We start from the raw sequence: 26011 nt of genomic DNA, 5'->3' as shown, positions 1-26011 counted from the left end.
ACATATTCACGCCTTGCGCGTAACCGTCACCTGCTTCTCGAGGAATTCGGTCGGTCCGAAGCTGGTGATGAAGCTGACGTCCGCGGCATCGCGGCCCACGCCGATCTTCACTACCTCGTCCGGCTGGCTCATGCCGGTGGCGTCGACCAGGAACCAGGCGCCGCCGCCCGGGGTGGTCGGATCGGTCAGGAACACTTCGGCGACCGCATGGAAATCCGGCGGATCGACCCCGGGCGCGAAGCAACTGACGAAGCGCGCGGGAATGCCCGAAGCGCGCGCGAGCATGACCATGACATGCGCGAAATCGCGGCAAATCCCCCGCCGTTCGATAAAGCTGTCGAGCGCGGTCGTGTTGGGCGTACTGCTGCCCGGTTCGTAGGCGAGATTCTGCGCGATCCAGTCGTGGATCGCCGCGACCCGCGCGCCCCCTTCGGTCCCGCCGAACTCCGCCTCGACGAACGGCTGGAACCGGTCGGCCGGGCAATAGCGCGAATCGAACAGATACTGCACCGCCTCGCCCGGAAGATCATGGGGGAGCAGGTATTCGAGGTTTCCGATCTCGGCCGGCAGCCGGTTGACGGCGACCTTGGCCTTGTACGAGACGTCGTACCGCCCGACCGCGCGGATCCACACCCGCTCGCCGATATCGTCCTGCGCCGAAATGCGCGCGAAATGCTCGCCTTTCGTCGCCCAGGTATCGGTTTCGAGCAGCGTCTGCTCGGGGATGATCGCCGCTTCGAACTGCAGCAACACGTCGGTCACCTTCTCCATGCGGAAGGCGAAGGCGAGATCGATCGATATGGGCATACTTCGCCAACGCGGTGGAAGCGCGGTTGTTTCGGGCGCGAGAGATCGCGGGAATTGCCACCACCGGAACCGTAGGGCACAACGTCGGAATTGGGGGGAGCATGAAATCACATGAGGCCATAATTATCGCGCTCATGCTGGGGGCGGCGCCGACCGCGGCGCAGCAGCCTGGCGAAGCGACAGGAACGGTGTCCAACTATGCGGCGATGAGCGACGCCGAACTCAAGGCGGAGGTGGATAGGCTAGGGGACGGCTGGCTCGGCCAATGCGAAGTCAGCGAGCCGCTGCTGGCCGAGTTCAGCACGCGTCCAGCCGGTGAGGGCTATCGGGCGGGCATGCTGCTTGCGCGCGCGGTTTGCGCCGACAAGCAGGGCGCATACCGCCAAGCCGCCGATGCATTTGCCGAGTACGAGAGGGATTTCGACCCGTCGTCGTTTGTCGGTCTCGGACTCTACCTCGACTCGCGGCTCGACGATGCCGCCTCCGCACTCGCTCGGCTCGAGCGCTTCGCGAACACCGCGACTGACGAGACGGCCGGGGCGCTGGACGTGGCCGGGTTCCAAACTGCCGCACGCCTCGCGCGCAAGCATGGCCGCGAGGATGCGTTCGAGGACCTTTCCTTCCGTCTGTTCCAATCGCCGTTGTACGCCAGCTTCTCCGGCGACGTCAAAAGCGGCATCGCCTATCGGGCGCTGAAGCCTGCGATCCGCGCGAACAACGACGCCTTGATCGACGAAACTCTGGGCCAGATACGCAATCCGGTCAGTTATCCGGATTTGCTGGCGCTGCGCGAATACGAATCCGCGTGGCCGAAGATCGAGCGGCGGGTCGGCGAACATTTTACCGCGATTACGGAGAACTACCGTCACTGGGCGGCGGCACGCTATGATAACGCATCGTACGACCGCGAGCGCTTCTCCGATGCTGCGCAGGCGCTCTATTTCGACGGTCGGTTCGAGGAGGCGACCGCTCTTGCGCGCAAATGGCGCGAGCGGCCCGGCGCTTTCGGAAACATCCAGGAGGGCGACGCCTGGGCGCTCAACATAGAAGCCTATGCGCTCGACGCGCTGGGCCGGATCGACGAGGCCGACGCCGTGTTCGACCGCCTTGCCGAACTGCCCGCGGACGAGAATCCCTGGGTGGTGAACTTCGTAATCAATCGCAGTTCCCGGCTGGTTGGACAGACCCGCTTCGTCGAAGGTTTGGAAGCTGCCCGGCTTGCGCGCGAAGTGGCCGAGGTACACGGCAGCACATATGCGAGAATGCTCGTCGCACGCGATCATGCCTGTGCGCTTCACGGTCTCGACCGCGGTGAAGAGGCCGAGACCGAGCTGGCGTACTTGCGCGAAAACCGCGTTGAGACCGTGGCCGTGGCGGCCCAAGCACTGCTGTGTGCCGGTCGGCGGGATGAAGCGCTCGCCATGCTGATCGACGGATTGGAAGAGGAACGCACTCGCTCGAATGTGATTGGCGGGTTGCTGCCGGAGGAATACGATCTCTTCTATACGGCATCGATCCTCCCTCAGCCGCGCGATCTTCTGGCCACGAGTGCGGAGCTACGCATGGCCTACCAGCGCTGGGCGCGTGAGATACCCGAGGAGTTCGAGCCAGCGGCGTCGCGCAAGCGGGTGCCGCTCGATCGCACGCCGAGAAGCGCGCGCTAGCGAAGGGGTTGCACCGCGCGGTTTCACCCGCTGTTCTACGGTTCGCCCACCACGTGCAGCGCGACTTCGCGGCGGTGGGGGCGGGCGCGGTGTTCGGCTAGGAACAGGCCCTGCCAGGTGCCGAGCATCATTCGTCCGCCGGAGACCGGGATCGAGTGACTGACGCCGGTGAGCGCGGCCTTGAGATGCGCGGGCATGTCGTCGGGGCCCTCGTCGTCGTGCGCATAGGCGCTGCTCTCGGGCGCGACACGGTCCAGCCACGCGACGATGTCGTGCTGCACCGCGCGCGCGGCGTTCTCGTTGACCAGCAGCGAGGCCGACGTGTGACGGCACAGGGCGGTGAGCAGGCCGGTCTCGACACCGGTGGACTCGAGCCAGTCGGCGACCTCGCGCGTGATCTCGGTCAGGCCCGGCCCGGGGGTGTCAAAGGCGAGCGTGGTGGTGTGGTGCGGCATCGCTCCCATATAGGCGGCATGGGTTTCCAGCGCGACCTCTTCGCCTCCGAAGGGCAAGCCGTGGCACCGCCGGTGCCGGGCATGCTACTGATCGAGGATGGGATCGGCGCCGGCGAGGAACGCGTGCTGGAGGCGCGGATCGACGCGGCGCCGCTGGAGCCATTCCGGTTCGGCCAGTGGCGCGGCAAGCGGCTGACAGCGAACTACGGCTCGGCCTACGACTACCAGCGCGGTCGAGTAGCCGAGGCGCCGCCGCTGCCCGAGTGGATCGGGGCCCTGCGCGAGAAACTGGCACCGCTCGCCGGCCGCGATCCACGCGATTTCGTCCAGGCGCTACTGATCCGCTACGATCCCGGCGCAGGCATCGGCTGGCACCGCGATAGGCCGCAATATGGCGAGGTGCTCGGCCTCTCGCTCTCCGCGCCCGCCGTCCTGCGCCTGCGCCGCCGCACCGCGCAGGGCTTCGAGCGCCGCAGCGTCGACCTGCCGCCACGCTCGCTTTACCTGCTGAGCGGAGAGGCCCGCGCGGCATGGGAGCATTCGATCGCCCCCATGGCCGTCACGCGCCGCTCGCTGACGCTGCGAAGCCTGCGCTAGAAGTCCACCGAGACCGAGGCGTTCACCGTGCGCGGGCGGCCCTGCAGCAGGGCGGCGCTGAAGGCGTCGAAGCCGGAGGCCCAGTAGCGCTTGTCCGCCACGTTATCGACCGTCAGCCGCAGCGTGACCGGGGCGCCGCCCGCTGCGACGACATAGCGCGCACCAAGGCCGAAGACGGTCCAGTCGTCGAGTCGCAGCGTGTTCGCCGTATCGGCCCATTGCTTGCCGGTGTGTGTCATGCGCCCGGTCAGGGTCAGGCCCGGCACGAATGGCGTATCCCATTCGACGTTGGCATTGGCCGTGAAGCCGGGGACGCCCGCGACATCAGCACCGCCGTCGAGCTCGGCGTCGATGGTCGAAAGGCCCGCGATCACCCGAAGGCCTTCGACGGGTTCGCCGTTGACCGTGAACTCTATCCCGCGATGCCGCTGCTCGCCGATATAGCCGTAGCGCTGCGTGCCGTCGGGTTCGGTGATCGTGCCGTCGCCCGGCCGCTCGATCTGGTAGAATGCCAGCCCGGCGTAAAGGAACCGGCCAAGCGCGAGCTTGGCCCCGGCCTCGTACTGGGTCGACTTGCGCGGGGCGAGCACTTCGCCGCGGTTCTCCAGCGCATCCTCCAGCGGAGCGACCGCGCCCTGCTGCAGCGCCTCGATCCGATTGGCGTAGAGCGAGACGTAAGGCAGCGGCTTGAACACCACGCCGACGACCGGGGTGATTGCGTCCTTGTCGTACACCGTGTCGAGCTGGCCGTTGGCGGCGAGGTAGTTCTCGACATGGATCGTCTGCATGCGCAGGCCGCCGGTGATCAGCACGCGGTCGTCCCACAGTCCGATCGTGTCGGAGGCGAACGCGCTCCACAGGCGGCTCTTCACGATCGGGAAGGGATCGTCGAGGTCGCCGCCGGGATTCCACGGCGCGACCGTGGAGGGCGGCAGCGCCACCTGCGGGGTGTCATAGAGATTGGTGGCAAAGTTGTCCCGGAAGTCGAAGGCGTTGCGGTTGGTCTGCCAGTTCGCGCTGCCGCCGAAGTTGAACTCGTGCGTCATCGTCTCGCCCAGGTTGACCCGGATGCCGGCTTCGGCCGCCTCGTTGTTGTCGGTGCGCGGCACGATGAGTCCGGCGCCGACGGCCTCGCCGGTTGCCGCGTCGGTCAGGGTGATGCGGCTGTAGATGCCGTCCTCGCGCCCATCGCGGGCACCGGCGCGCGCATAGAGCAGCGCGTTGTCGGCGATGTCCCATTCGAGGCTCAACGTGCCGAACACGTCGCGCATCTCGGTATAGGTGAAGTCCTGCGCATAGTTCGCGTCGGCTTCGGGTACGCGCGGGATTGCGGTCACGTCCGCGCCCAGCGTCACCTTGGGCCGCAGCGAATCCACCCGCACCTTCTGATAAGCAAGATCCAGCGCCGCGCGGAAGTTGCCGCCGTCGTAGTCGAGCGCGCCGCCGATCACTTGCGTCCGCCGATCCTCGCGGTCCACCGAAGTCTCGCCGTCGCGATAGGCGCCGTTGACGCGCAGACCCCATTCCCCATTCGCCCCGAACCGGCGGGAGACATCGAAGCTGCCGCCGAAATGGGCGCCTGAGGTGTAGCCAAGCGTCGCGCGCGTCAGCGGGTCGAACCCGGCGCGCTTGAGCTTGAGGTTTACCGACCCGCCCAGGGTGGAGCCGCCTGGTGCCGCGCCGTTGAGGAACGCGCTCGCGCCGTTCAGCACCTGCACGCTGTCGTAAAGCTCGGGCGCGACGATCTGGCGGGGCGCGATGCCGTAGAGGCCGTTCACGCCCACGTCGTCGCCAAACAGCGGAAAGCCGCGGATCACGAACAGCTCGGAGGCATTGCCGAAGCCGTAGGTCGTGCGCACGGTCGGATCGTTATCGAGCACTTCGCCCAGCGTCAGCGGCTGCTGGTTGAGGATCAGCGATTCGTCGAAGCTGCGGATCGAGAACGCGAGGTCCGCCGCGTGCTTGTTGCCCAGCACGCCCGCATCGCCGCCATTCGTAACTTCGGTCGCGTTCGTGCGCTGCGCGGTGACGACGATGTCGTTTGCGCTTTCCGTCGCCTCCTCCTGCGCGAAGGCGGGCGCAGCGGCGGCAAGGGCGAGGGCGGAAGCCGTGAGGGCATAGCGAACGGTCATGTCAGATCTTTCTTTGCGGGGAAGGGCGGCCGCGCCGCCGCCAGGCGACGGCGACCACGAGAACAGGAAGCGAGAGCAGGGCCCAGGCGAGGATGTCGGGCGCGCCCTCACCGGTGAGGCCGAGGACGAGACCGGCGAAACTCGCGGCGAACAGCGCCAGCGGCAGCGCGAAAATATGCGCGAGGCTTTGCCGGGTCCGGCGCCGCGAGGGAGCGATGGGCTTCACGCGAGCTGCCCTTCCGCGCCGCCGTGGATCTCGGCCACGCGCCGTTCGATTTCACCAGGGCTGCGACGCCACCACAGCAGCACGCCGGTCCACAGCACCCAGATCGTCGCCAGCGTCAGCAGCGCCCACAGCGCCTTGAGCGGCAGCCCGCCGTAGTCGCCGAAGTGGAGCGGCTTGGACATCATCAGCGCCTGGTTGAGCGCGGGCATGGCGCGTGCATCGACCAGTGCGCCGCTCTCGGCATCGATCAGCGCGGGGGTGAGCAGGTGCTCGGTCAGCGGCCGGTCGCCCTGGAAGAACACGGCGTAGTGGCGCGCGGTGCTCCACCCGCCGCCGGGGAAGGCGATGAACTGCGGGTTGCGGCCGGGCAATACCGCATGCGCTTCGGCCATTGCGGCATCGAGCGAGCCGTAGTCCGCCGGCGCAACGGGCTCGGCCCCACCATGCTCCGTAGTCATCGCGGCGAGCTCGCCCTCGCGCCAGGCGTCGGTCAGCGGATCGGCGAAAGCGTTGATCACGCCGGTGCCGCCGACGACCAGTGCCCAGGCGAGGATCACGATCCCGCCGAGGTTGTGCTGGTCGAGCCGCCCGACCCGGCGGCTCCTGTCCATCCGCAGCGTGCCGAACCGGAGCCGCCGCATGAACGGCGCGTAGAGCACCGTGCCTGAGATCAGCGCGACCACGAACAGCGCGCCCATCACGCCGAGGAACCACATGCCCGGCTGGCCGAGAAACATGTCGGTGTGGAGCTGGAGGAGGAAGTCCATCACTCCGCCGCCCGGTGCGGGGCCGAGCGATTCGCCGGTCGCACGGTCGAAGAACAGCAGCGTCATGTCCTCGCTCGCGGCGTCGGGCGTCGGGCCTGTGGTGACGGTCAGCAGCGGGCTTTCCTGGCTGAAGGCCATGAACAGCGGCACTTCGCCCGGTCGTTCGGCCAGCGCGGTTTCGAGCATCGTGTCGAGCGGCACCCCGCTTTCCGCCGAGGGTGCGCCGGGCAGGGCGGTCTCGTAATCGACCCCTTCCAGCGCCTCGATCTCGTCATGGAAGATCAGCGGCAGTCCGGTCACGCACAGCATGAGCAGGAACACCGTGGGCACGATGCTGCTCCACTTGTGGACCAGATACCAGGCACGGATAGTGCTACGCCGCATGCCCGCGCGCCTATGCGGAGCGGCGGCGAAGGTCAATGATAGTCATTTGCAATAAGGGCGACCGAGGTGATAGCCAATGATCGCGCCTGCTGTGACTTTTGAAGGGCGTAGCACCCGAAAACCGCGGATATCCGCGGTTCCGGCCTGTCACACGTGTCAACAGGTCAGGCGGACACGCCGTACAGATCGTGTGCGTCGGCGTCCTCAATCAGCACCTTGGCGAAGTCGCCAGCCCGGAGCGTTTCGGGCACGTTGCGCAGGAAGACCTGGCCGTCGATCTCGGGCGCGTCGGCCTGGCTGCGGCCCGTGGCGCCGATGTCGCCGTCCTCGTCCGGCTCGCCGACCTCGTCGATGATGACCGGCAGCGTGCGGCCGACCTTGGCCGCAAGCTTGGCCGCGCTGATCCGCTCGGTCACTTCCATCAGCCGGGCGTAGCGCTCTTCCTTGACCTCTTCGGGCACCGGATCGGGCAGGGCATTGGCCGCCGCGCCTTCGACCGGCTCGAAGCGGAACGCGCCGACGCGGTCGAGCTGCGCTTCCTCGAGCCAGTCGAGCAGGTAGCGGAAGTCCTCCTCGGTCTCGCCGGGGAAACCGACCACGAAGCTCGAACGGATGGTCATGTCGGGTGCGATCGCGCGCCAGGACTTCAGACGCTCGAGTACTTTCGCCTCGTTCGCCGGCCGCTTCATCGCCTTCAGCACCTTCGGGCTCGCGTGCTGGAACGGGATGTCGAGGTAAGGCGTCAGCAGCCCTTCCGCCATCAGCGGGATCACCGCATCGACGTGCGGATAGGGATAGACGTAGTGCAGGCGGACCCAGGGCACCTGGCCATCCGGCGTACGCAGCGTGCCGAGCTCACGGGCGAGGTCGGTCATGTGCGCACGCACCTCGCGGCCGTGCCATTCGCGGCTCTCGTGCCGGATGTCGACGCCGTAGGCCGAGGTGTCCTGGCTGATGACGAGCAGTTCCTTCGTGCCCGCCGCGACGAGCTTCTCCGCCTCCCGCAGCACCGCGTCGATCCGGCGGCTGGCCAGCTTCCCGCGAAGCTGGGGGATGATGCAGAAGGCGCAGGAATGGTTGCAGCCCTCGGAAATCTTGAGATAGCTGTAGTGGCGCGGCGTGAGCTTCACGTCGGGCTGGGGAATGAGGTCGACGAACGGCCCCTGGCTGGGCGGGGCGGCCCGGTGCACTTCCTCGACCACCTGCTCGTACTGGTGCGCGCCGGTGACCGCGAGGACGGCGGGATGTGCGGCGCGGATCGCGTCGGCTTCCTCGCCCATGCAGCCGGTCACGATTACACGGCCGTTCTCGGCGATCGCCTCTCCGATCGCGGCCAGGCTCTCCTCCTTCGCGCTGTCGAGGAAGCCGCAGGTGTTGACCAGCACGACGTCGGCCCCGGCATAGTCGGGGCTCATCGCGTAGCCGTCGGCCCGCAGGCGTGTGAGGATGCGCTCGCTGTCGACGAGCGCCTTCGGACAGCCGAGACTGACCATGCCGACCTTCTTCTGGCCGGGAATCGCGGTGGAGGGGGTGGAAGCCATTGCGCGGCGCGCCCTACACCTGTCGCGCGCTTTGCGCTACCGTGTAAGAAAAAGGCGAAGGAGAAACGTCTTGGGTCCGGTGAACTGGATTGCGGTTGTTGTTGCGGCACTGGCCGCAGGACTGCTTGCTTTCGCGTGGTTCGGCCCGTTGTTCGGGCCTGCCAAGGCGCGCAAAGTGGCACCCGGGAAGATCCTGGCTCGGTCGCGCCCCGAACGAGTCGCGGCGATCACCGGTGGGCTGCTGCTGCTGACCTCGGTGATGATGGGGCACATGTTCGCACGCATCGGGACGGAGACCCTGGCCGCCAGGCCTTGGCTCTACTTCATGATGTCGGGCGGGTTGGCGCTGGCGTTCGTGATTCCGGCGCTGTGGATCAGTTTTTCGCACATTCGGGTGCCGACCCGCGTTGCGATGATCGACGCCGGGTACTGGCTTGCCGCCTACCTCGCCATGGGCGGCGTGTTCTGGTTGCTGGGTTAGGCGTCCTTTTCGGCGGTCGGGCGGATCTCGACCACCACATCGCCCGCCTGCAAGGCACCTGCCTCGGTCTCCCAGAAGCCCAGCGCCGCTCCGTTGCGATAGACCCTCAGGCCACGTCCGCCCGTCGCTAGCTGGTCGAGCGGTTTGCCGATTTCTTCGGGCAAGACCGGGCGCTCGACGAGGTGCACCCGCCCGCTGACGGACGCGAGATCAGCCATGTAGTCGGCGATGTGCATGCCTTGCACGCTGCCGGCGAGGAGAAGGCCGGTGAAGCGCACCGGGTTGATCACATTGTTGGCGCCGGCCTGATGGGCAAGCAACTCGTTGTCCGCCGCGCGTACCACCACGGTGATCGGCACGTCGGGTGCAAGATGGCGCACGGTGAGTACGATCAGGATCGAGGCGTCGTCGCGCCCTGCGGAGACCAGCACGGTCTCGGCCTTGTCGATCCGAACGGCCATCAGGCTGTCGTCGCGGGTCGCATCGGCCGCCATGACGTTGCAGCCGAGCAATTCGGCTTCGGCCAGGCGCTCCTCGCGGGTGTCCATTACCACGATGTGGCGTGGGTCGGTGCCGCGGTCGATCAGTTCGGCAACGGCTTCCGAGCCGGATATGCCGAATCCGATGACCACGACATGGCCGGAAAGCGTTTCCTGAATGCGGGCCATGCGCCATCTCTCCCAACTGCGCCTGATGATGAAGTCGTATGCCGCCCCGATGAATATAAAGATCACCAGGAACCGGATCGGCGTGACGATCACCGCCTCGACCAGCCGGGCGCGGTCGCTGATCGGTGCGATATCGCCGAAGCCGGTGGTCGTGATCGAAATCATCGTGAAATAGACGACGTCGAGGAAGGATACCTCGCCGTCGAGATTATCGACCAGGCCCGCGCGGTCCCACCAGTGGATCAGGACGACGATGAAAACCAGCGTCAAGGCGGCGCCCACGCGGAGGCCCAGATCGGCCCAGACCGGCACTTTGAGCGCGCGCCGCAATGGCTGAAAATGCGGTGCGCGATGCGTGCGCTTCCGCCCCGGGAGCTTTTCGGAGAGACGCAATCGACTCACGCGCCGCCCGCACCCTGCAGTTTGTCCGACGGATCGACCTTGCGGCCGTTGTGGCGGATCTCGAAGTGCAGCTCCGGGCTTTCCGCGTCGCCGGATGCACCGGCGATCCCGATCCGCTCGCCGGTCTTGACCACGTCGCCTACCTTGACCGTGACCCGATCGAGGTGGCCGTATGCGCTATGCCAGCCGTTGCCGTGGTCGATGACCACCAGCCTGCCGAAACGAGGCGCGTCGGTCGCGGCCTCTACCACCGTGCCGCTGGCGGAGGCGCGCACCATGTCGCCGGGCGTCACGGCATAGTCTAGTCCATCGTGGCCGCCCCCGTCGGGCCGGACTGCATAGCCGAGCAGGACCGCGCCGTCGTGCGGAGGGCGGAAATAAGGCTGGCTTCGCATTGGCGGCGCGAGCGAAGGGACCTTGAGTACCGCCGGAATGATCAGGCGCTGCCCTAGACGGATGCTGTAGGGCGGCTCGAGCCCATTGGCGAGGGCGACGTTCTCGAACGTCACGCCGTAGCGCATGGCAATCGCGAACCCGGTCTCGCCCGGTCCCACCACATGGATGCGCTGGCGTGGGATCACGAGCCGCTGGCCCTCTTTCACGGCGTAGGGCTCGGCCAGTCCATTGGCCGCCGCGATCACCGCCGCGGGGACCCGCGCACGATTGGCGATCCCGTTCAGCGTCTCGCCTTCCTTCACCACGTGCTCCGCTTCGCTTGCCGGATCGCCGGCGGCGATCAGCAGCGGTGCGAGCGCGAGTAGGACGAAACGGTTCATCCTGTGTAGCGCTCGCCGAGCTCGCCGAGCGACGCGTGATGCGTGAGGTCGAGTTGCAAGGGGGTCACCGCGACATACCCTTCGTCGATCGCCTCCAGATCGGTTCCGTGATCGAGCGTGTGCTCGATCGCCTGAAGCCCGAACCAGTAATACTTGTAACCGCGCGGGTCACGTCCCTCGACTACGGTGCCGCGCGAATAGTCGTGGAAGCCCTGGCGCACGACTCGGATGCCCTTTACCTCCTCGGGCGGCCGCGCGGGAAAGTTGATGTTGACCAGCGTGCGCTTCGGAAGCGGCGCGTCGAGCAGCGGGGCAAGCACGCGCGCGCCCCAATCGCGGGCGGCGCCGAAGGGTACCTCGTCGCCCATGCCCTCGCGCGCATAGACCTGGCTGAGCGCGATCGAGCGGATCCCCGCCAGAGCCCCCTCGATCGCCGCGGAGACCGTGCCAGAATATGTGATGTCGTCGCCGAGATTGGCCCCGCGGTTGACGCCGGACAGGATCACGTCGGGCGGACCGTCCATCACCTTGCGCAGCCCGATCGTCACTGCGTCGGTCGGCGTGCCGGTGACGGAGAACCGCCGTTCGTCATGCCGGCGCAGGCGTACAGGCTGCGTGAGGGTAAGCGAATGGCCGGTGCCCGACTGTTCCTCGTGCGGAGAGCAGATCCAGATGTCGTCGCTGAACTCGCGCGCGATCTCTTCGAGCACTTTGAGCCCGGGGGCGTAGATGCCGTCGTCGTTGGTGAGGAGGATTTTCAAATCTGGACTCCGTTCGTCCGAGCTTGCCGAGGGCCGCGCTTGCGTCCGCTGAGGGCTAGAAGAAAAAGCGGTGCTTGGACAACCTTCGCACGAACGGACTACGGCTTTGGAACCAGGCGATCCAGGCCGCCCGTGTACGGCCGAAGCGCCTCCGGCACCTCTACCGAGCCATCTTCCTGCTGATAGTTCTCCAGGATCGCCACCAGCGTGCGCCCGACCGCGAGGCCGGAGCCGTTGAGCGTGTGAACGAATTCGGTCTTCTTCGAACCTTCGGGCCGGTAGCGCGCGTTCATCCGCCGTGCCTGGTAGTCGCCGCAGTTGGAGCACGAGCTGATCTCGCGCCAGGCGCCCTGGCCGGGCAGCCAGACCTCGAGATCGTAGGTCTTGCGCGCGGTCGCCCCCATGTCGCCGGCGCAGAGCAGCATCTTGCGGTAGGGCAGGCCAAGTGCCTGGAGCACGCCTTCGGCGCACTCGGTCATCCGTTCGTGCTCGGCCTCGCTCTCCTCCGGGCGAACGACGCTGACGAGTTCAACCTTTTCGAACTGATGCTGGCGGATGAAGCCGCGCGTGTCCTTCCCCGCCGCGCCCGCTTCGGAGCGGAAGCAGGGAGTGAGAGCGGTCATGCGGATCGGGAACGTGGCCTCGTCGATAATCTGCTCCCGCACTGCGTTGGTCAGGCTGACCTCGGCGGTGGGGATGAGCCAGCGGCCGTCGGTCGTGCGGAACAGGTCCTCGGTGAACTTCGGCAGTTGTCCGGTGCCGAACGCCGCCTCGTCGCGCACCAGCAGCGGCGGGGCGCATTCGGTGTAGCCGTTCTCGGCGGTTTGCCGGTCGAGCATGAACTGGCCGAGCGCCCGATGCAGGCGCGCCATTGCCCCGCGCAGGAAGGTGAAGCGCGCGCCTGAAATATTCGCGCCGGTCTCGAAATCCATGCCCAGCGCCGGGCCAAGGTCGGCATGCTCCTTCGGTGCGAACGCGAATTCGCGCCGCTTGCCCCATTGCGACAGCTCGACATTGGCGCTCTCGTCCTCGCCGGCCGGGACGTCGTCAGCCGGCAGGTTGGGCAGGCGCGCGAGGGCGTCCTGGAGCTCCGCGGCCAGCGCACGGTCCTCTTCCTCGAGCGCGGGCAGGGTCTGCTTGAGTTCGGCAACCTCCGCCTTGAGCGCTTCCGCCTTGTCCTTGTCCCCCTGGGCCATGGCCTGGCCGATCGCCTTCGAGGCGTCGTTGCGGCGGCTCTGCGCCTCCTGCATCTGCGTGGTGACGGCGCGGCGCTTCGCATCGAGCGCAAGCAGGCTTTCGGCGACCGGCTCCACCCCCCTGCGGGCGAGTGCGGCGTCGAAGGCTTCCGGGTTTTCGCGGATCAGGCGGATGTCGTGCATGGCGCGGCCTATGCCGCACGCGCGCGCCCTTTTCCAGTAGGCTTCGGGAACGGATTTCGGGGCTCGGGGGTAGACAACCCACGGATCGATTGGCAGCCAGTCTGGCCGTCAAATCCGCAGCTCGGGCGAGAGTATTGCAGCACGAAAGCATCCAGCCCCCGCGGCGAACTCCCTTCATCGACATCCTCGACGCAGCGGTCCGCGGCGGACGCAAGCTGGGCATGGTCGCCCCCGCGCGGCTTGAAAAGGACCATCTGCTGGAAGAGGCGGTGGAGGCGACCGGGCTCGATGATTTCGGCGACCGCTGGTTCGAACGCCCGATGGAGGTGCTCCTCGATGCGGTACAGCGGGAGGCGCAGCTCAATGCGGCTGGCGACCTCTCCGCGATGAAGCAGTTCCACCACGTCCTGCGCGACCGGCTGCTGGCGCAGATGTGGTTCAAGCGGCATCCGGAGATACTTGCCCGGCCCATGCCGCGACCGGTCGTCATCGTGGGGCCGATGCGCTCGGGCACTACGCGTCTGCACCGCCTGCTCGCGGGTGACCGGCGCTTCAGCCACATGCGCAGTTTCGAGACGATCAGCCCCGTGCCGCGACCCGATTTCGAGGACGTGCTCGATGGCAGGCGCGAGGACTTCCGCCCGATCCTGGCCGCCCGGATCATGAAGGTCGCCCGGCTTGCGAACCCCCGGACACTCTCGATCCATCCGACCGGACCCTATGAGCCCGAAGAGGAACTCGGCCTGCTCGTCGCCAGCATGTGGGGCATGAAGCACGAGGCGCAGTGGCAGGTGCCGAGCTACGGCCGCTGGTGCGAGGGAGAGAGCGCGGTGCCCGCCTACCGGCATATGGCGAACCTGCTGCGCCTGGTCGGCTGGTCGCAGCAGGTCTCGTCCATCCGACCGTGGATTCTCAAGACGCCGCAGCACATGCTCGATCTCGATGCACTGCTGAAGGTCTTTCCCGATGCACGGCTGATCTTCACCCACCGCGATCCGCACAGGGTGGTCGGCAGCGCGACGTCGCTCGCCTGGAACCAGACGATCATCTATTCGGACCACGTCGATCCCGCCCGGATGGGGCGCGAATGGCTGCGCAAGACCGCGCTCCAGATCGACCGCATGCGCGCCGCGCGCGCTGCGATCCCGCCCGAGCGGATGATCGACGTGCAGTACGATGAAGTGGAGCGCGACTGGCGCGGGACCATGCAGCGGGTCTACCGTTTTCTCGAACTCGACATCGGCCCGGCGCTTCCCGCGATGGAGGACTACATGCGTCGTGCCTCCGCGCTGAAGCGCCGCCCGCACACCTACAGCCTCGCCGAATTCGGGCTGTCGGAAGGCGATGTGCGGGAGCGGCTCGAGGATTACGTACGCGCGTTCGACGTGCCGATCGAGGGGGAGGCCCCCGGTCAGGCAACCGTGCGCGCGGCGGGAGGCTGAACTCCCTAGTACTTCAGCGTTGCCGTGACGAAGACCTGCCGCGGATTGCCGTAGAACACCGTCGCGATACCCTCCAGTCCAAGCGACGGGGTGGGCAGGCCGTTGTTGCCGACCACCGGCAGACCGGTCGCCGGGTCGGTGACGAGGAACTGGTAACCCGAGGTCTTGTACCGCTTGTCGAGGATGTTCTTCCCGTGAAGGCCGATCGAGTACCGGTCCTCGCCGAAGCTGTAGACCAGGGTCGCGTCCCACAGCGCGTAGCCTTTCTGATCGAGATAGGGACTCGGATACTCGAACTGCTGCGTCTTGCTGCGGTAGGAAAGCGTGGTCGAGAGGTTGAGCTCCCCGTCCGCGCCGATCGGCACCAGCGCGCCCAATGTGCCCGAAGCGGTCCAGGTCGGGGTGTTCTGAATATCGGTGATGTCGGCAACGTCGGTGCCGAGATTGCCGATGAATTCGTCGTACTGCGCATCGATGTAGCCGAGCGTGCCGGCGAAGTTCATTCGCGATCCCGCGCCCGCGAAACCGCGCGCGAAGCTGGCTGACGTCTCCAGTTCGAGGCCCTTGAAGGTGGCTGACGCCGCATTGGTGGTGACGCCCGAGAATCCCTCGAACACGCCGTCGCCATCCGCGTCGATGCCGATCGAGCCGGGGATCTGGACGTTGGTGTAGTCGGCGTAGAAACCGTTCAACGCGAAATTCAGGTCGCCGTCCAGCGCTGCGCCCTTGATCCCCACTTCATAGCTGTCGACCTCTTCCGGCTCGAACAGGAAGAAGTTGTAGATTTCGTCGTAGCTGAAATCGCCGTCGCCATTGACGTCGATCGCCCCGGCGTTGGCGCTGCCGCGCGGATCGAAGCCGCCGCCCTTGAAGCCCTGCGAGTACGACGCATAGACCATCACGTCGTCGGTCACATCGTAAGAGATCGACGCGCGCGGCGTGAACTTCTTGAACCGCGCCTGCCCTTCGAAATCGGTAATGGGAAGCCCGAATGGAATGCCGGTGCCGCCGAACTCGGGATCGGCGCCGCTGATGCGGTTTTGCTTGAAGATGAAGCTGTCGCGATCGTCGACGGTGTAGCGGCCACCGAGTGAAAGATGCAGCCGATCGGTCACGTCGAAGGTGAAGTCGCCGAATACCGACCATGTATCGGTGCGCACGTCGCCGATCGTCTGCTGCCCGAACCCCGGCGGCAGGCCGAGCAGGTCGCCGGTCGTCGCCAGGAGCACGTCGAACTTCGTGTAGGCGCGCGCGTCGAGGTAGTAGAACCCGACGAGGCCGTGCAGCCGGTCGCTCTCGTAGAGGAGCTGGAATTCCTGGCTGATCTGTTCGTTGCGATAGACCGCCGGCACGTCGACATCGACCGTGGGCAGGGCGTCGAAGTCGATCGGCGTATAGCTTTCGTCCTTGCGCCAGGCGCTGATCGAGCGGAACGTGAGGCTGTCGGTCAGATCGGCGGTGACGTTCATCGCCAGGCCGTAAGCCTCGATGTCCTGCTCGGGTGCGTTGAGCCCCGCGCGGGTATCGAACTCGTCCTCGAGCACCGGAGCGCCCGAGAGCATACCTGGGATCAGGCGGTGGCCGTTGCGGGGGTCGGACTTGTCGCGCGTGTAATCGCCGGAAATGCGGATCAGCACCGGCTCGCCGTGGCCGCCCAGTTCGAACGTGCCGCGTGCCGCCCAGACGTCCTTGTTGTAGTTCTCGACACCCGGAATGTTGAGATTGTCCCCAAACCCGCCGCGAGAGAGGCGAGCGACCGATCCGCCGATGCGGACCAGATCGCCCAGCGGGGCGCTGGCGGTCAGGACACCCTCCGCCTGATCGTAAGTGCCGTAGGTCGCGCGCAGCTTGGCGCTGAACTCCTGCGGCAGAGGCTTGGTCACGTACTTGACCGCGCCGCCGATGGTGTTGCGGCCGTAGAGCGTGCCCTGCGGCCCGCGCAGCACCTCGATCCGCTCGACGTCGTAGATATCGAGCACCGCAGCCTGCGGACGGTTGAGATAGACGTCGTCCAGATAGATGCCGACGCCCGCCTCGAAACCGGGCACCGGATCCTGCTGGCCGACGCCGCGGATGAAGGCGCTGAGCGTGGAATTGGTCCCGCGCGACGTCTCGAGCGTGGTGTTCGGCGTGACGTTCGAGACGTCGGTGATGTCGAGCGCGCCGCGGGCCTCCAGCGCGGCGCCGGTGAAGGCCGTCACGGCGACCGGCACGTCGTTCAACTGCTCCTCGCGCCGGCGTGCCGTCACCACGATCACGCCGTCGCCTTCCGCCCGATCGGCTTCGGCCGGTGCGGGTGAAGCATCCTGCGCCGCCGCAGGGGCCGTCATGACCGCCGTAGCCGCCACGCCGCCGAGCAGCACCGCTGCAACGCGTGAATTGGTGACCCTCATCGATCCTCTCCTGTCTGTTCGTTGAGCTCTCAATATTGAAACATGAACCAGGTTTCAAGTTTCCTCTTGCGGATCGGTGTCACGCCATTTAGCCAGCTATCGATGGACACGGGGACACCAGCCGCGGCCGACACTGCCAAGCAGCCTCGTACGGAGCGCGGACGGCGCACGTTGCGCAAACTGCTCGACGCGGCGGCGGTCGAATTCGGGGAGCGCGGCTTCCACGAAGCCTCGATCAGCGGAATTACCGCACGGGCGGGGACCGCGCTGGGCAGCTTCTACACCTACTTCGAATCGAAGGAGGCGATCTTCCAGGCGCTCGTGCGCGACATGAGCGAGGCGGTGAAAGTCGCGGCGCGCGAGGCACTGGCCGAACCGGCCCCGGCGCTGGAGCGTGAGCGCGCCGCGCTCACCGCCTTTCTGCGCTTCGCCGCCGAGCACAAGGAAGTCTACCGGATCATCGACGAAGCCGAGTTCGTCGACCCCGAAAGCTACCGCCAGCACTACGAGACGACCGGCGCGCGCATCCTCGATCGCCTGCGCGAAGGCGCCCGCAAGGGCGAGCTGCGGGCCGATCTCGAGGAGGCGCATGCCTGGGCGATCATGGGAATGAACGTGTTTCTGGGCCTGCGCTACGCCGTCTGGGGCGAGGGAGACCTGCCTGCCGAGCACGTCGCGGCCATCGCCGGCGATCTGCTCGCGAAAGGCATTGCCGCGGATCGATGACGCCAGTCGCCGGATGTCACGATCACCGACGGCTCTGTGTCGTGGAAGCAAGAAGCCCCAAATTTATCTCCGACGGTGTGCAGGGACAGGGGACGCAGAGTCTGCCCGGCGCCGGAGGCTCGGAAGAGGAACGAGGGCCGCGCCGATGCGGCGCATGGCTCCGGCCAGGTCCATCGGTACCTGAGGGTATCCTTATGAATGCCAGGCCAGAAAGCGCGCCTTGTCCAGATCCGCTCTTGCAGCGCTCATGTCGGTCATCACCGACAGTTGAAGGGCTGCGGTCGTGGTTCCCATGCTCGATGTCGCCTTCACGACAGTGACGCTATCGGCCGCAAGATCGAGGGCCAGCGAGGCATTCGATTTATCGCCGCCCCGCGCCATGCGTACCGACAGGGCGTGCGGGCCCGGGGGGAGATCGGCAACCAATGCGCGGCCCGATTTGATCTGGCCGCGATATGTCTCGCCAATTGCCACGTCCATCCCTTGCTGACCGCCAACGAAGCCTTGGCGGACGATATAGAGCCGGGCCATGCCGGAGGGAGCCTGCATGCGCCGCGCATCGGCCAGCGCAGCATCGTCGAGCACCACTTCCTTCTTGTTGCCCGACACGAAGAAGTAAATGAGCGCGCCCACGCTCGCCAGCGCCAGAACGACGAGCAGCGGACTGCCGCCGCTGCCGATCGAAAATCCGACGAACAGAAAAATGATGAATGCTGCCGCTGCGAGAAGCGCGGTTGTTACGGTGATCTTCGACTTGTCCATTCCTGCCGTTCCCTCCTGCCGAGCAAGCTTGTCGGCCCTCTTGAGGCAGGACAATCGGGCGCTTTGAACGCACTTTCGGACGAGCAGGCCTCTTTACGCGATAAACCGAACGAATCATGCGGGAAGCACGAGGGATGCCGTTGCCGATGGACCAATGACCGCAACGGCGGGCTGCCTAGTCCCTCTTCAGCGCCCTGAGCGCCTCCGCCAGCGGCCCGGTGGCGCCTTCTTCCAGGAGGCCGGCTTCCCTGCGTACGGTATCGGCGTTCGGGCCGGTCGCGTAAGGATCGATGGCGAGACCGAGCGACTGCGCCACCGCCTCGCCGAGGTCGAAGGCGTCGCCGGTGTACTCGATTTCATCCAGCTCGCTTTCCTCGAGCTCGATTTCCTCGTCCGGCACGCTGCGCGCCACTTCGGGGACGAAGCGCAGGGCGATCGGCTCGTCGATCCTGACGGGGAAGTCCTCGCCCGAAACGCCGCATGCTTGGACGATGTCCGCTTCGAGGCGGCCCGATACCGCGACCTCTTCACCTTCGCGCTCCAGCGTGATGTCGGCCGCGAGCCGCTTCACCGCAACGATCCCGAACCGCTCGGCGAGCGCCGCGCGTTCCTCCGCACTCGCCTCGATCCGGATGGGACGAGCGTCGATCTGGCGCAGCTTGATGAGGCGGGACAGCTCGCTCTTGCTCATCGTGCGATCTCCGCTCGCAGCAGCGCCTCGTCCGCGGTGTCCTGCAACGTGCGGTGGAGCGCGCGCAACCGCCCGGCGACGCAGGCCGGGCTTCCGCCGTCACCGAAAGTGACGTTGCGGATTACCGCGTCGGTAAGCGCCGTATCCCCAGCGTCCGCGAGCCCCGCGCGGTACGCGCCGATGCGGCCGCCGAGCGCGCTCATCAGCTTGCCCATGCGCTTGCCGAGCGTCGGATCACCGATCCCCTGCTGGCGGAGCTGGCCCTCGATGTCCTCGACGAACAGCTCGGTCAGCAGCGCCGCCTGCGCGCGCAGCCCTTCGTCGCGCTCCATGCGCACGATCACCGCTGCGAGCACGGTGGAGAGCATGTCGAAGCGCCCTTCCTGCGTGTCGGCGACGCCGCAGTCGGCGTACCATTGCGGCTCGCGCGCGATGCCGACGACCGCGCGCCATAGCGGCACGAACCGGTCCTTGGGGTCGGTCTGCCGACCGAAAATCTTCGCAAGCAGTGACATGGCCGTTGGTGTTCGTCCCGGAGTTCGTCAGGTGTTCGGTTCGATGTTCAGGGGCAATTCAACCCCGCCGCCGCACAGCGCGCAAGCGGCAAAGTTGCAAGCACGCGCGCATCGCCGTAAGGCTCGCGCCGATAGAAGATTTCGCCGCGCCTGGCAAAAGGCGTGTGCGCCGATTTCGGAAGGTTTCTCGATGCAGGCAGGTAAGGCTTTGGGCATGGCGGCGGTCGTAGCGGCGCTGGCCCTGGGCGGGTGCAGCGCGATCCGCGAGAATCGTGGCTACATTCAGGATAGGACACTCGTCTCCGCCATCCAGCCCGGCATCGACAACGAACGTTCGGTCGCGGCCACCCTCGGCCGGCCGAGCTTCACCAGCCAGTTCGGTAATGAGACCTGGTATTACGTTTCCAGCACCACCGGCCGCCGGCCGTTCGTACGTCCGACGATCCGCGAGCATTCGGTTCTCGCGGTGAAGTTCGATGCTTCGGGCAACGTCGTCGCGACCGAGCAGTCCGGGCTGGAAGACGTCGTGTACCTCAGCCCCGACGGCGCCGAGACGCCGACGCTGGGCCGCGAGCGCGGGTTCTTCGAGGACCTGTTCGGCAACATCGGCCAGGTCGGCACGCCGGGCGTCGGCGGCGGTGCGGGGCCGGGCGGACCCGGCGTCTGAGCCGATCCCCGGCGCACCCACATTCCTTGACCGCCGCGCGCGCCACCCCATATCGCGCGGCATGGACGAGAACGCGGCGAGCCACGGCCTGATCCAGTGGCACGGGACCACCATCATCGGGGTCAGCAAGAACGGCAAGACCGTCATCGCCGGCGACGGTCAGGTCTCCATGGGCAACACCGTGATGAAGCCCAATGCGCGCAAAGTCCGCCGCATCGGCAAGGATGGCTCGGTGGTCGCCGGTTTCGCCGGCGCGACGGCCGACGCCTTCACCCTGTTCGAACGGCTGGAGAAGAAGCTGGAGCAGTATAGCGGCCAGCTCATGCGCGCCGCGGTCGAGCTCGCCAAGGACTGGCGGACCGACAAGTACCTCCGCAATCTCGAAGCGCTGATGATCGTGGCCGACAAGGACGCCCTGCTCGTGCTGACCGGTAATGGCGACGTGCTGGAGCCCGAGGCGGGAATCGCCGCGATCGGTTCCGGCGGCAACTACGCACTCGCCGCCGCGCGCGCGCTCGACGCTTACGAGAACGACGCAGAGCAGATCGCGCGCAAGGCGATGGCGGTCGCGGCCGACATCTGTGTGTTTACCAACGGCAATGTGACGGTGGAGACGGTTTAGTAGGTGCCATCCCAGCGAACGCTGGGATCGCTTCCCATTTCGCGCCAAGCCCAACCCAATCCCAGCTTTCACTGGGATGACGACGGAAGACAATGAACGAAGCACTTACCCCCAAAGCGATCGTCGCCGCTCTCGACGAGCACATCATCGGGCAGAAGGAAGCCAAGCGTGCCGTCGCCGTGGCGCTGCGCAATCGCTGGCGCCGCCAGCGACTCTCGCCCGACCTGCGCGACGAGGTGACGCCGAAGAACATCCTGATGATCGGCCCGACCGGCTGCGGCAAGACCGAGATCAGCCGCCGCCTGGCCAAGCTGGCCGATGCGCCGTTCGTGAAGGTCGAGGCGACCAAGTTCACCGAAGTCGGCTATGTCGGGCGCGACGTCGAGCAGATCGCGCGCGATCTGGTCGAAGAAGCGATCCGGCTGGAGAAGGACCGCCGCCGCGAAGCGGTGCGCGAGGCGGCGAGCAAGGCGGCGATGGACCGGCTGCTCAAGGCCCTCGTCGGCGAGAACGCCAGCGAGGCGACCCGCGAATCGTTCCGCGAGCGGATCGTCCAGAACGCGATGAACGACGTCGAAGTCGAGATCGAGGTGGAGGAGGCGCCGCAGATGCCCTTCGACCTCGGCGGCATGGGCGGCAACGTCGGCATGATCAATCTGTCCGACATGCTCGGCAAGGCGATGGGCAAGACGCCGATGAAGCGGCGCAAGCTCAAGGTGCCCGACGCTTGGGACAAGCTGGTCGAGGAAGAAGCCGAAAAGCGCATGGACCAGGACGATGTCGCCCGGGTCGCGCTCGAGAACGCCGAGACTAATGGCATCGTGTTCCTCGACGAGATCGACAAGATCGCGGTCTCCGACGTGCGCGGCGGTTCGGTCAGCCGCGAGGGCGTGCAACGCGACTTGCTGCCGCTGATCGAGGGCACCACGGTGTCAACCAAGTACGGGCCGATGAAGACCGACCACGTGCTGTTCATCGCCAGTGGCGCGTTCCACCTGGCCAAGCCGTCGGACATGCTGCCCGAGCTCCAGGGCCGTCTGCCGATCCGGGTCGAACTGCGCGCGCTGACCGAGGAGGACTTCGTGCGCATTCTGTCGGAGACGCGCGCCAATCTCGTCGCGCAGTACAAGGCGCTGCTCGGCACCGAGAAGGTCACGCTCGAGCTCGGCGACGATGCCGTCAGCGAGATCGCCCGGATTGCCGCCCGGGTGAACGAGAGCATCGAGAACATCGGCGCGCGCCGTCTGCAGACGGTCATGGAGAAGTTGCTCGAGGAGCTGAGCTTCGAGGCCGAGGACCGCCAGGGTGAGACGGTGACGATCGATGCTGCGTATGTTCGCGAGCGGCTCGACGACCTTTCCGCCGATAGCGATCTGTCGAAGTACATCTTGTAGCGCAACGCCGTACCCGATATGTTCTCTCTATCGAATCGAGGGAGAAATGTGATGACGGGCGGCAGATGTCATTGCGGTGCGGTGCGCTATCGGGTCGACGGCGAGCCGAAGCACGTTTCGGTCTGCCATTGCGAGGACTGCCGCCGCTGCGCCGGCGCGGCCGGCGTCGCCTGGATGGCGGTCGCGAGCGATGAGTTCACGATCGTAGAGGGCGAGCCTGCGCTGTACCGCTCCTCCGCCGATGCCGAGCGCTATTTCTGCGGCACCTGCGGCACCGGTCTCTATTACGTGAACGAGAAAGCCCTGCCGGGGCTGGTCGACATCCAGACCGCGACGCTCGACGATCCGGAGAACTATCCGCCGCAGATTCACGTGCAGGTCGCGGACGAACTACCGTGGGAGGCATCGCTGGGTGAACTGCCGCGGTTCGAGCGGTATCCTGGTTGAATCCTCCTAATCATTTGTGCTCGCGCAAAATGGGGCGGATCTTGTTGGGCTACTCCGCCGCTTCGCTCACTTCGCTCTCCGCCTGCTGACGGCGCCACATCTCGGCGTAGAGCCCATCCGCGCGCAGCAGCGCAGCGTGGCTGCCGCGTTCGGCGAGGCGGCCGTGTTCCATCACTAGGATCTCGTCGGCATCGGCAATGGTCGAGAGGCGGTGGGCGATCGACAGGCTGGTGCGGTTCTCACTCACCCGATGGAGCGTGGCGAGAATGTCCTGCTCGGTGCGCGAATCGAGCGCGCTGGTCGCCTCGTCGAGCAACAGGATCGGCGGGTTCTTGACCAGCGTCCGCGCGATCGCGACGCGCTGCTTCTCTCCGCCTGAGAGCTTCAGTCCGCGCTCGCCCACTTCGGTTTCGAACCTGTCGGGCAGGCGCTCGACGAGCGGCATGATCGCGGCATCCTTCGCGGCCCGCACGATATCCTCGTGCGTCGCGCCATCGCGGCCATAGGCGATGTTGTAGCCGATCGTGTCGTTGAACAGCACGCTGTCCTGCGGGACGATTCCGATCGCCGCGCGCAAAGAGGCCTGGGTCACCTGGGCGATGTCTTGCCCGTCGATCAGAATGCGGCCGGACCAGGGATCGTAGAAGCGGAACAGCAGCCGCGCGATCGTCGACTTGCCCGCGCCCGAGGGGCCGACGATCGCGACATGCGCGCCGGCGGGCACTTCGAAGCTAAGGCCGTGGAGGATCGTCCGCTCGGGCTCGTAGCCGAACACGACATCCTCGAACGCGACGCTCGGCCGGCGCACGACGAGCGCGGGGGCGCCCGGTGCGTCCTCGACTTCCGCCTGGGTGTCGATCAACTCGAACATAGCGGCCATGTCGATCAGGCCCTGGCGCACCGTGCGGTAAACCCAGCCGAGCATGTCCAGCGGACGGAAGAGCTGGGTAAGGTAGGTGTTGACGAAAACGAGGTCGCCGGTGGTCAACTCCCCGCGGCTCCAGCCCCAGACGGTGTAGGCCATCGCACCCGCCATCAGCAGATTGGTGATGAGCGACTGGGCGACGTTGAGCAGGCCGAGCGAGTTCTCGCTGCGGATTGCCGCTTCGGCATAGGCGCGCGCGGCGCGGCCGTAGCGCTCGCGCTCCCGCCCTTCCGCGCCGAAGTACTTCACCGTCTCGTAGTTGAGGAGTGAATCGACCGCGCGCGAGAGCGCCAGGCCGTCGAGGTCGTTCATTTCCTTGCGCAGCTTGGTGCGCCATTCGGTGATCCAGCGGGTCACCGCGACATAGGCCGTCACCGTCATCGCCGTTGCGAGCACGAGACCCCAGCCGAAGTTGAGGTAGAAGATCACCGCCACCGCAAGCAGCTCGATCACGGTCGGCGCGATGTTGAACAGGAGAAAGTAGAGCATCGAATCGATGCTCTTGGTCCCGCGCTCGACCGTCTTGGTCACTTCGCCCGTGCGACGCGAGAGATGGAAGCGCAGCGAGAGGCGGTGGAGCCGGGCGAAGGTATCCTCGGCGAGATGCCGGGTCGCTTCCTGGCCGACGCGCTCGAACGCGATATTGCGGGCGTTGTCGAACCCGACCGAAGCGAAGCGGCCCGCCGCGTAGGCGAGGACGAAGGCGATCGCCACCATTGCCGTCTCGTTCGCCGGCGTCGTCATCGCGTCGACTGCGCGCTTGTAGGCATAGGGGAGGGCGAGGGTGACGGCCTTGGCGGCCAGCACCAGCAGCAGGGCGAACACGATCCGCCGCCTGAGCGCGGCGTTGTCTCGCGGCCAGAGATAAGGGAGGAAGCGCCGGATCGTCGCCCACCCGTCGTGATTGGCGGGGGCGGGGGAGGGCGTGTCGGGCGGCATCGCGCGCCTATGTGGCGACGCGACTCGGCCGGTGCAATGGACGGGGCTGGCTAGAAGCGGCTCGGGATTCCGCCGAAGCGCATTCCGCGGTTACCTGAGGCATACCCGCGCGGCATGTCGAACAGCACCGTCCGCGATTCGAAGTCGATCGCCACCCGGTCGAACAGCCGCAGATCGCGCATGCCCAGGATCAGGGCCGGCTTCCGGTCGAGCCCCAGCGCGGCGAACGCGGGGCCCTCCGCGAAAGCGACCGGCAGATTCTGGATCACGAACTCGTCGATCTTGACCGCATCGATGAAATCGAGATCGCCGACAAGATCGACCCCGTGGACGTCGGTAGACCGCACCTGCTCCAGCTTCTTCGCCCGCAGCCGCTCCTGCAGTTCGCGATTGCCGAGATTGCCCTGCGCGCCGGTGTCGATCACCACCGCGGTCTTTATCCCGTCGATCCGCGCATCGGCGATGATCAGCCGGCCGAGCTTGTGCCGCGCGCGTACCACGATCTCGTAGCCGCGGTTGCCGCCCAGGGCCTCGGCATCGTCGACCGCGATTGTGCCCTCGCGAAAGTCGATCAGCACGCGCAGGTCCTGCAGGCTGTCGAGGCCGATAATGCCGTCCGCGCCGATATGCTGCGCCTCGAGCAGCGGAGCGTGGAGGTTGTCGAACGTGCGCGCGGCGAATTCCAGGCCGTTGAGTTCGACCAGCTGGACCTGCTGCGCACTCGCCATGCCGACCACGGTGGCATTGCCAAGCGGCTTGAGCCCGAGCCTGTCGCTGAGCCCGCGGGTGACGACCGTCGCTTGCGCGCCGGTATCGATCATGAAGCGGAATGGGCCTTGGCCCTCGATCGTCACCGGCACCGTCATGCGCTGATAGCGGTCGGTCATGCTCTCGATGGTCTCGCCCGCGGCGCCGGCCATCTTATCGAGCAACGCCGACGAGTCGACCGGTGCGGGCGCGGGCACTGTTGTTGGCACGGGCGCCGGCGGCTCGGCGGGCTCGGGCGTCGATATCTGGATCAGCGCGCCGGCAGCGAAAACTAGGAGCGACATGACGATCTCCTGTTCGACAGATCGTGCACAGCATACCACAAGGCGTTCACCCTACCAATGATCGTTCGGCGGTCGGCCGGCTCTGGTCAGGCGTGCGTGGCACCGAGCGAAGCGGTCGGCTCGGGAACGGCTGCAGGCTGGCGGCGCAGCATCGCCCAGGCATCGCGTACGACGCCCGGCCAGACGAACCAGAGTGTCAACATATAGGTGACGGCCCCGGCCACCCCCAGTGCGGCAAGCTGCGCGATCGGATACCAGCCAGTGACCGAACCGCGCATCGCCAGCACCGCCACGGCCATCAGCGCGCAAGCGACGGCGGCTGGCGCAACGGCGGCAAGCAGGTCGCGCAGACGGACGCCGATCGCGGGCAGTGTTAGCGCCAGCGTAATCGCCAGC

26 protein-coding genes (1 of these 26 cut by a window edge) are annotated in these 26011 nt (G+C 66.6%); 9 read left to right on the top strand and 17 right to left on the bottom strand.

Annotated features, from left to right (window positions below):
- Positions 1 to 6: 6 nt before the first annotated feature.
- Positions 7 to 807 (bottom strand): transglutaminase-like domain-containing protein, encoded by an 801-nt coding sequence (locus D2V04_RS12010; protein ID WP_119513919.1) that lies wholly within the window; start codon positions 805 to 807, stop codon positions 7 to 9.
- A gap of 101 nt (positions 808 to 908) precedes the next feature.
- Here D2V04_RS12010 and D2V04_RS12005 point away from each other — a divergent pair, with 101 nt between their 5' ends.
- A complete protein-coding gene (locus tag D2V04_RS12005; protein ID WP_119513918.1) occupies positions 909 to 2471 on the top strand; it encodes a tetratricopeptide repeat protein in 1563 nt (520 codons plus the stop codon).
- A 35-nt stretch (positions 2472 to 2506) separates the two neighbouring features.
- On the opposite strand, the gene D2V04_RS12000 is transcribed toward D2V04_RS12005, so the two are convergent.
- Entirely contained in the window at positions 2507 to 2926 is a 420-nt protein-coding gene (locus D2V04_RS12000) for a secondary thiamine-phosphate synthase enzyme YjbQ (protein ID WP_119513917.1), read from the bottom strand.
- Between the two features lie 60 nt (positions 2927 to 2986).
- Between D2V04_RS12000 and D2V04_RS11995 the strand changes: the two genes are divergently transcribed.
- Entirely contained in the window at positions 2987 to 3523 is a 537-nt protein-coding gene (locus D2V04_RS11995; protein ID WP_228766409.1) for an alpha-ketoglutarate-dependent dioxygenase AlkB, read from the top strand.
- On the opposite strand, the gene D2V04_RS11990 is transcribed toward D2V04_RS11995, so the two are convergent.
- From D2V04_RS11990 to rimO, 4 genes are all read right to left on the bottom strand, one after another.
- Positions 3520 to 5655 carry a TonB-dependent receptor gene (locus D2V04_RS11990; RefSeq protein WP_119513915.1) on the bottom strand — a complete coding sequence of 712 codons (2136 nt, stop codon included), beginning with the start codon at positions 5653 to 5655 and terminating at the stop codon, positions 3520 to 3522. The genes D2V04_RS11995 and D2V04_RS11990 overlap by 4 nt on opposite strands.
- Before the next feature lies 1 nt (position 5656).
- Positions 5657 to 5881, bottom strand: a complete 225-nt coding sequence (locus D2V04_RS11985; RefSeq protein ID WP_119513914.1) for a hypothetical protein — start codon at positions 5879 to 5881, stop codon at positions 5657 to 5659.
- The gene (locus D2V04_RS11980; RefSeq protein WP_119513913.1) at positions 5878 to 7032 is read right to left on the bottom strand and encodes a PepSY-associated TM helix domain-containing protein; all 1155 of its coding nucleotides are present in this window, start codon (positions 7030 to 7032) and stop codon (positions 5878 to 5880) included. Before D2V04_RS11980 ends, D2V04_RS11985 begins: the two co-directional genes overlap by 4 nt.
- A gap of 164 nt (positions 7033 to 7196) precedes the next feature.
- Positions 7197 to 8573 (bottom strand): 30S ribosomal protein S12 methylthiotransferase RimO, encoded by a 1377-nt coding sequence (gene rimO, locus D2V04_RS11975; RefSeq protein WP_119513912.1) that lies wholly within the window; start codon positions 8571 to 8573, stop codon positions 7197 to 7199.
- Positions 8574 to 8652: 79 nt separating this feature from the next.
- Between rimO and D2V04_RS11970 the strand changes: the two genes are divergently transcribed.
- Positions 8653 to 9054 (top strand): DUF1761 domain-containing protein, encoded by a 402-nt coding sequence (locus tag D2V04_RS11970; protein WP_228766452.1) that lies wholly within the window; start codon positions 8653 to 8655, stop codon positions 9052 to 9054.
- Here the strand turns inward: D2V04_RS11970 and D2V04_RS11965 are convergent.
- The 4 genes from D2V04_RS11965 to serS form a co-directional block, all read right to left on the bottom strand.
- Positions 9051 to 10115, bottom strand: a complete 1065-nt coding sequence (locus D2V04_RS11965; RefSeq protein WP_228766451.1) for a potassium channel family protein — start codon at positions 10113 to 10115, stop codon at positions 9051 to 9053. The genes D2V04_RS11970 and D2V04_RS11965 overlap by 4 nt on opposite strands.
- 5 nt (positions 10116 to 10120) lie before the next feature.
- The gene (locus D2V04_RS11960) at positions 10121 to 10900 is read right to left on the bottom strand and encodes a M23 family metallopeptidase (protein ID WP_119513910.1); all 780 of its coding nucleotides are present in this window, start codon (positions 10898 to 10900) and stop codon (positions 10121 to 10123) included.
- Positions 10897 to 11661, bottom strand: a complete 765-nt coding sequence (gene surE, locus D2V04_RS11955) for a 5'/3'-nucleotidase SurE (RefSeq protein ID WP_119513909.1) — start codon at positions 11659 to 11661, stop codon at positions 10897 to 10899. The genes D2V04_RS11960 and surE overlap by 4 nt, the downstream gene beginning before the upstream one ends.
- 98 nt (positions 11662 to 11759) lie before the next feature.
- Positions 11760 to 13040, bottom strand: a complete 1281-nt coding sequence (serS, locus tag D2V04_RS11950) for a serine--tRNA ligase (protein WP_119513908.1) — start codon at positions 13038 to 13040, stop codon at positions 11760 to 11762.
- A gap of 134 nt (positions 13041 to 13174) precedes the next feature.
- On the opposite strand from serS, the gene D2V04_RS11945 reads away from it, so the two are divergent.
- On the top strand, positions 13175 to 14482 hold the full coding sequence (locus D2V04_RS11945; RefSeq protein ID WP_228766408.1) for a sulfotransferase family protein: 1308 nt from the start codon (positions 13175 to 13177) through the stop codon (positions 14480 to 14482).
- Between the two features lie 5 nt (positions 14483 to 14487).
- Here the strand turns inward: D2V04_RS11945 and D2V04_RS11940 are convergent, their stop codons facing one another.
- The gene (locus D2V04_RS11940) at positions 14488 to 16875 is read right to left on the bottom strand and encodes a TonB-dependent receptor (RefSeq protein WP_119513907.1); all 2388 of its coding nucleotides are present in this window, start codon (positions 16873 to 16875) and stop codon (positions 14488 to 14490) included.
- A 102-nt stretch (positions 16876 to 16977) separates the two neighbouring features.
- Between D2V04_RS11940 and D2V04_RS11935 the strand changes: the two genes are divergently transcribed.
- A complete protein-coding gene (locus D2V04_RS11935) occupies positions 16978 to 17601 on the top strand; it encodes a TetR/AcrR family transcriptional regulator (RefSeq protein WP_119513906.1) in 624 nt (207 codons plus the stop codon).
- Between the two features lie 192 nt (positions 17602 to 17793).
- Here D2V04_RS11935 and D2V04_RS11930 read toward each other — a convergent pair whose 3' ends face one another.
- The 3 genes from D2V04_RS11930 to D2V04_RS11920 form a co-directional block, all read right to left on the bottom strand.
- Entirely contained in the window at positions 17794 to 18363 is a 570-nt protein-coding gene (locus D2V04_RS11930) for a hypothetical protein (protein ID WP_119513905.1), read from the bottom strand.
- A 175-nt stretch (positions 18364 to 18538) separates the two neighbouring features.
- Positions 18539 to 19054, bottom strand: coding sequence for a YceD family protein (locus D2V04_RS11925; protein WP_119513904.1), 516 nt, complete (start codon positions 19052 to 19054; stop codon positions 18539 to 18541).
- Positions 19051 to 19569 carry a ubiquinol-cytochrome C chaperone family protein gene (locus tag D2V04_RS11920; RefSeq protein WP_119513903.1) on the bottom strand — a complete coding sequence of 173 codons (519 nt, stop codon included), beginning with the start codon at positions 19567 to 19569 and terminating at the stop codon, positions 19051 to 19053. Before D2V04_RS11920 ends, D2V04_RS11925 begins: the two co-directional genes overlap by 4 nt.
- 190 nt (positions 19570 to 19759) lie before the next feature.
- Here D2V04_RS11920 and D2V04_RS11915 point away from each other — a divergent pair, with 190 nt between their 5' ends.
- The 4 genes from D2V04_RS11915 (at position 19760) to D2V04_RS11900 (ending at position 22699) form a co-directional block, all read left to right on the top strand.
- Positions 19760 to 20236, top strand: a complete 477-nt coding sequence (locus D2V04_RS11915; RefSeq protein WP_182849745.1) for an outer membrane protein assembly factor BamE — start codon at positions 19760 to 19762, stop codon at positions 20234 to 20236.
- Positions 20237 to 20297: 61 nt separating this feature from the next.
- On the top strand, positions 20298 to 20858 hold the full coding sequence (gene hslV, locus D2V04_RS11910; RefSeq protein ID WP_119513902.1) for an ATP-dependent protease subunit HslV: 561 nt from the start codon (positions 20298 to 20300) through the stop codon (positions 20856 to 20858).
- A gap of 92 nt (positions 20859 to 20950) precedes the next feature.
- Positions 20951 to 22252 (top strand): ATP-dependent protease ATPase subunit HslU, encoded by a 1302-nt coding sequence (hslU, locus tag D2V04_RS11905; protein WP_119513901.1) that lies wholly within the window; start codon positions 20951 to 20953, stop codon positions 22250 to 22252.
- 51 nt (positions 22253 to 22303) lie between these two features.
- Entirely contained in the window at positions 22304 to 22699 is a 396-nt protein-coding gene (locus tag D2V04_RS11900; protein WP_119513900.1) for a GFA family protein, read from the top strand.
- A gap of 49 nt (positions 22700 to 22748) precedes the next feature.
- Here the strand turns inward: D2V04_RS11900 and D2V04_RS11895 are convergent, their stop codons facing one another.
- From D2V04_RS11895 to D2V04_RS11885, 3 genes are all read right to left on the bottom strand, one after another.
- Entirely contained in the window at positions 22749 to 24563 is a 1815-nt protein-coding gene (locus tag D2V04_RS11895; RefSeq protein WP_119513899.1) for an ABCB family ABC transporter ATP-binding protein/permease, read from the bottom strand.
- Between the two features lie 50 nt (positions 24564 to 24613).
- Entirely contained in the window at positions 24614 to 25615 is a 1002-nt protein-coding gene (locus tag D2V04_RS11890) for a retroviral-like aspartic protease family protein (protein WP_228766407.1), read from the bottom strand.
- An 86-nt stretch (positions 25616 to 25701) separates the two neighbouring features.
- Positions 25702 to 26011 carry the final stretch of a lipopolysaccharide biosynthesis protein gene (locus D2V04_RS11885; RefSeq protein ID WP_119513898.1) on the bottom strand. 1217 nt of this gene lie beyond the right edge of the window, so 310 of the gene's 1527 nt are visible here — the last part of the coding sequence; the start codon falls outside the window, past its right edge; the stop codon is at positions 25702 to 25704.

The organism is Pelagerythrobacter aerophilus, from assembly GCF_003581645.1.
Taxonomy (GTDB): domain Bacteria; phylum Pseudomonadota; class Alphaproteobacteria; order Sphingomonadales; family Sphingomonadaceae; genus Pelagerythrobacter; species Pelagerythrobacter aerophilus.
Note: the sequence above shows the minus strand (reverse complement) of the source record. Positions and strands in the feature narration are given on the sequence as shown.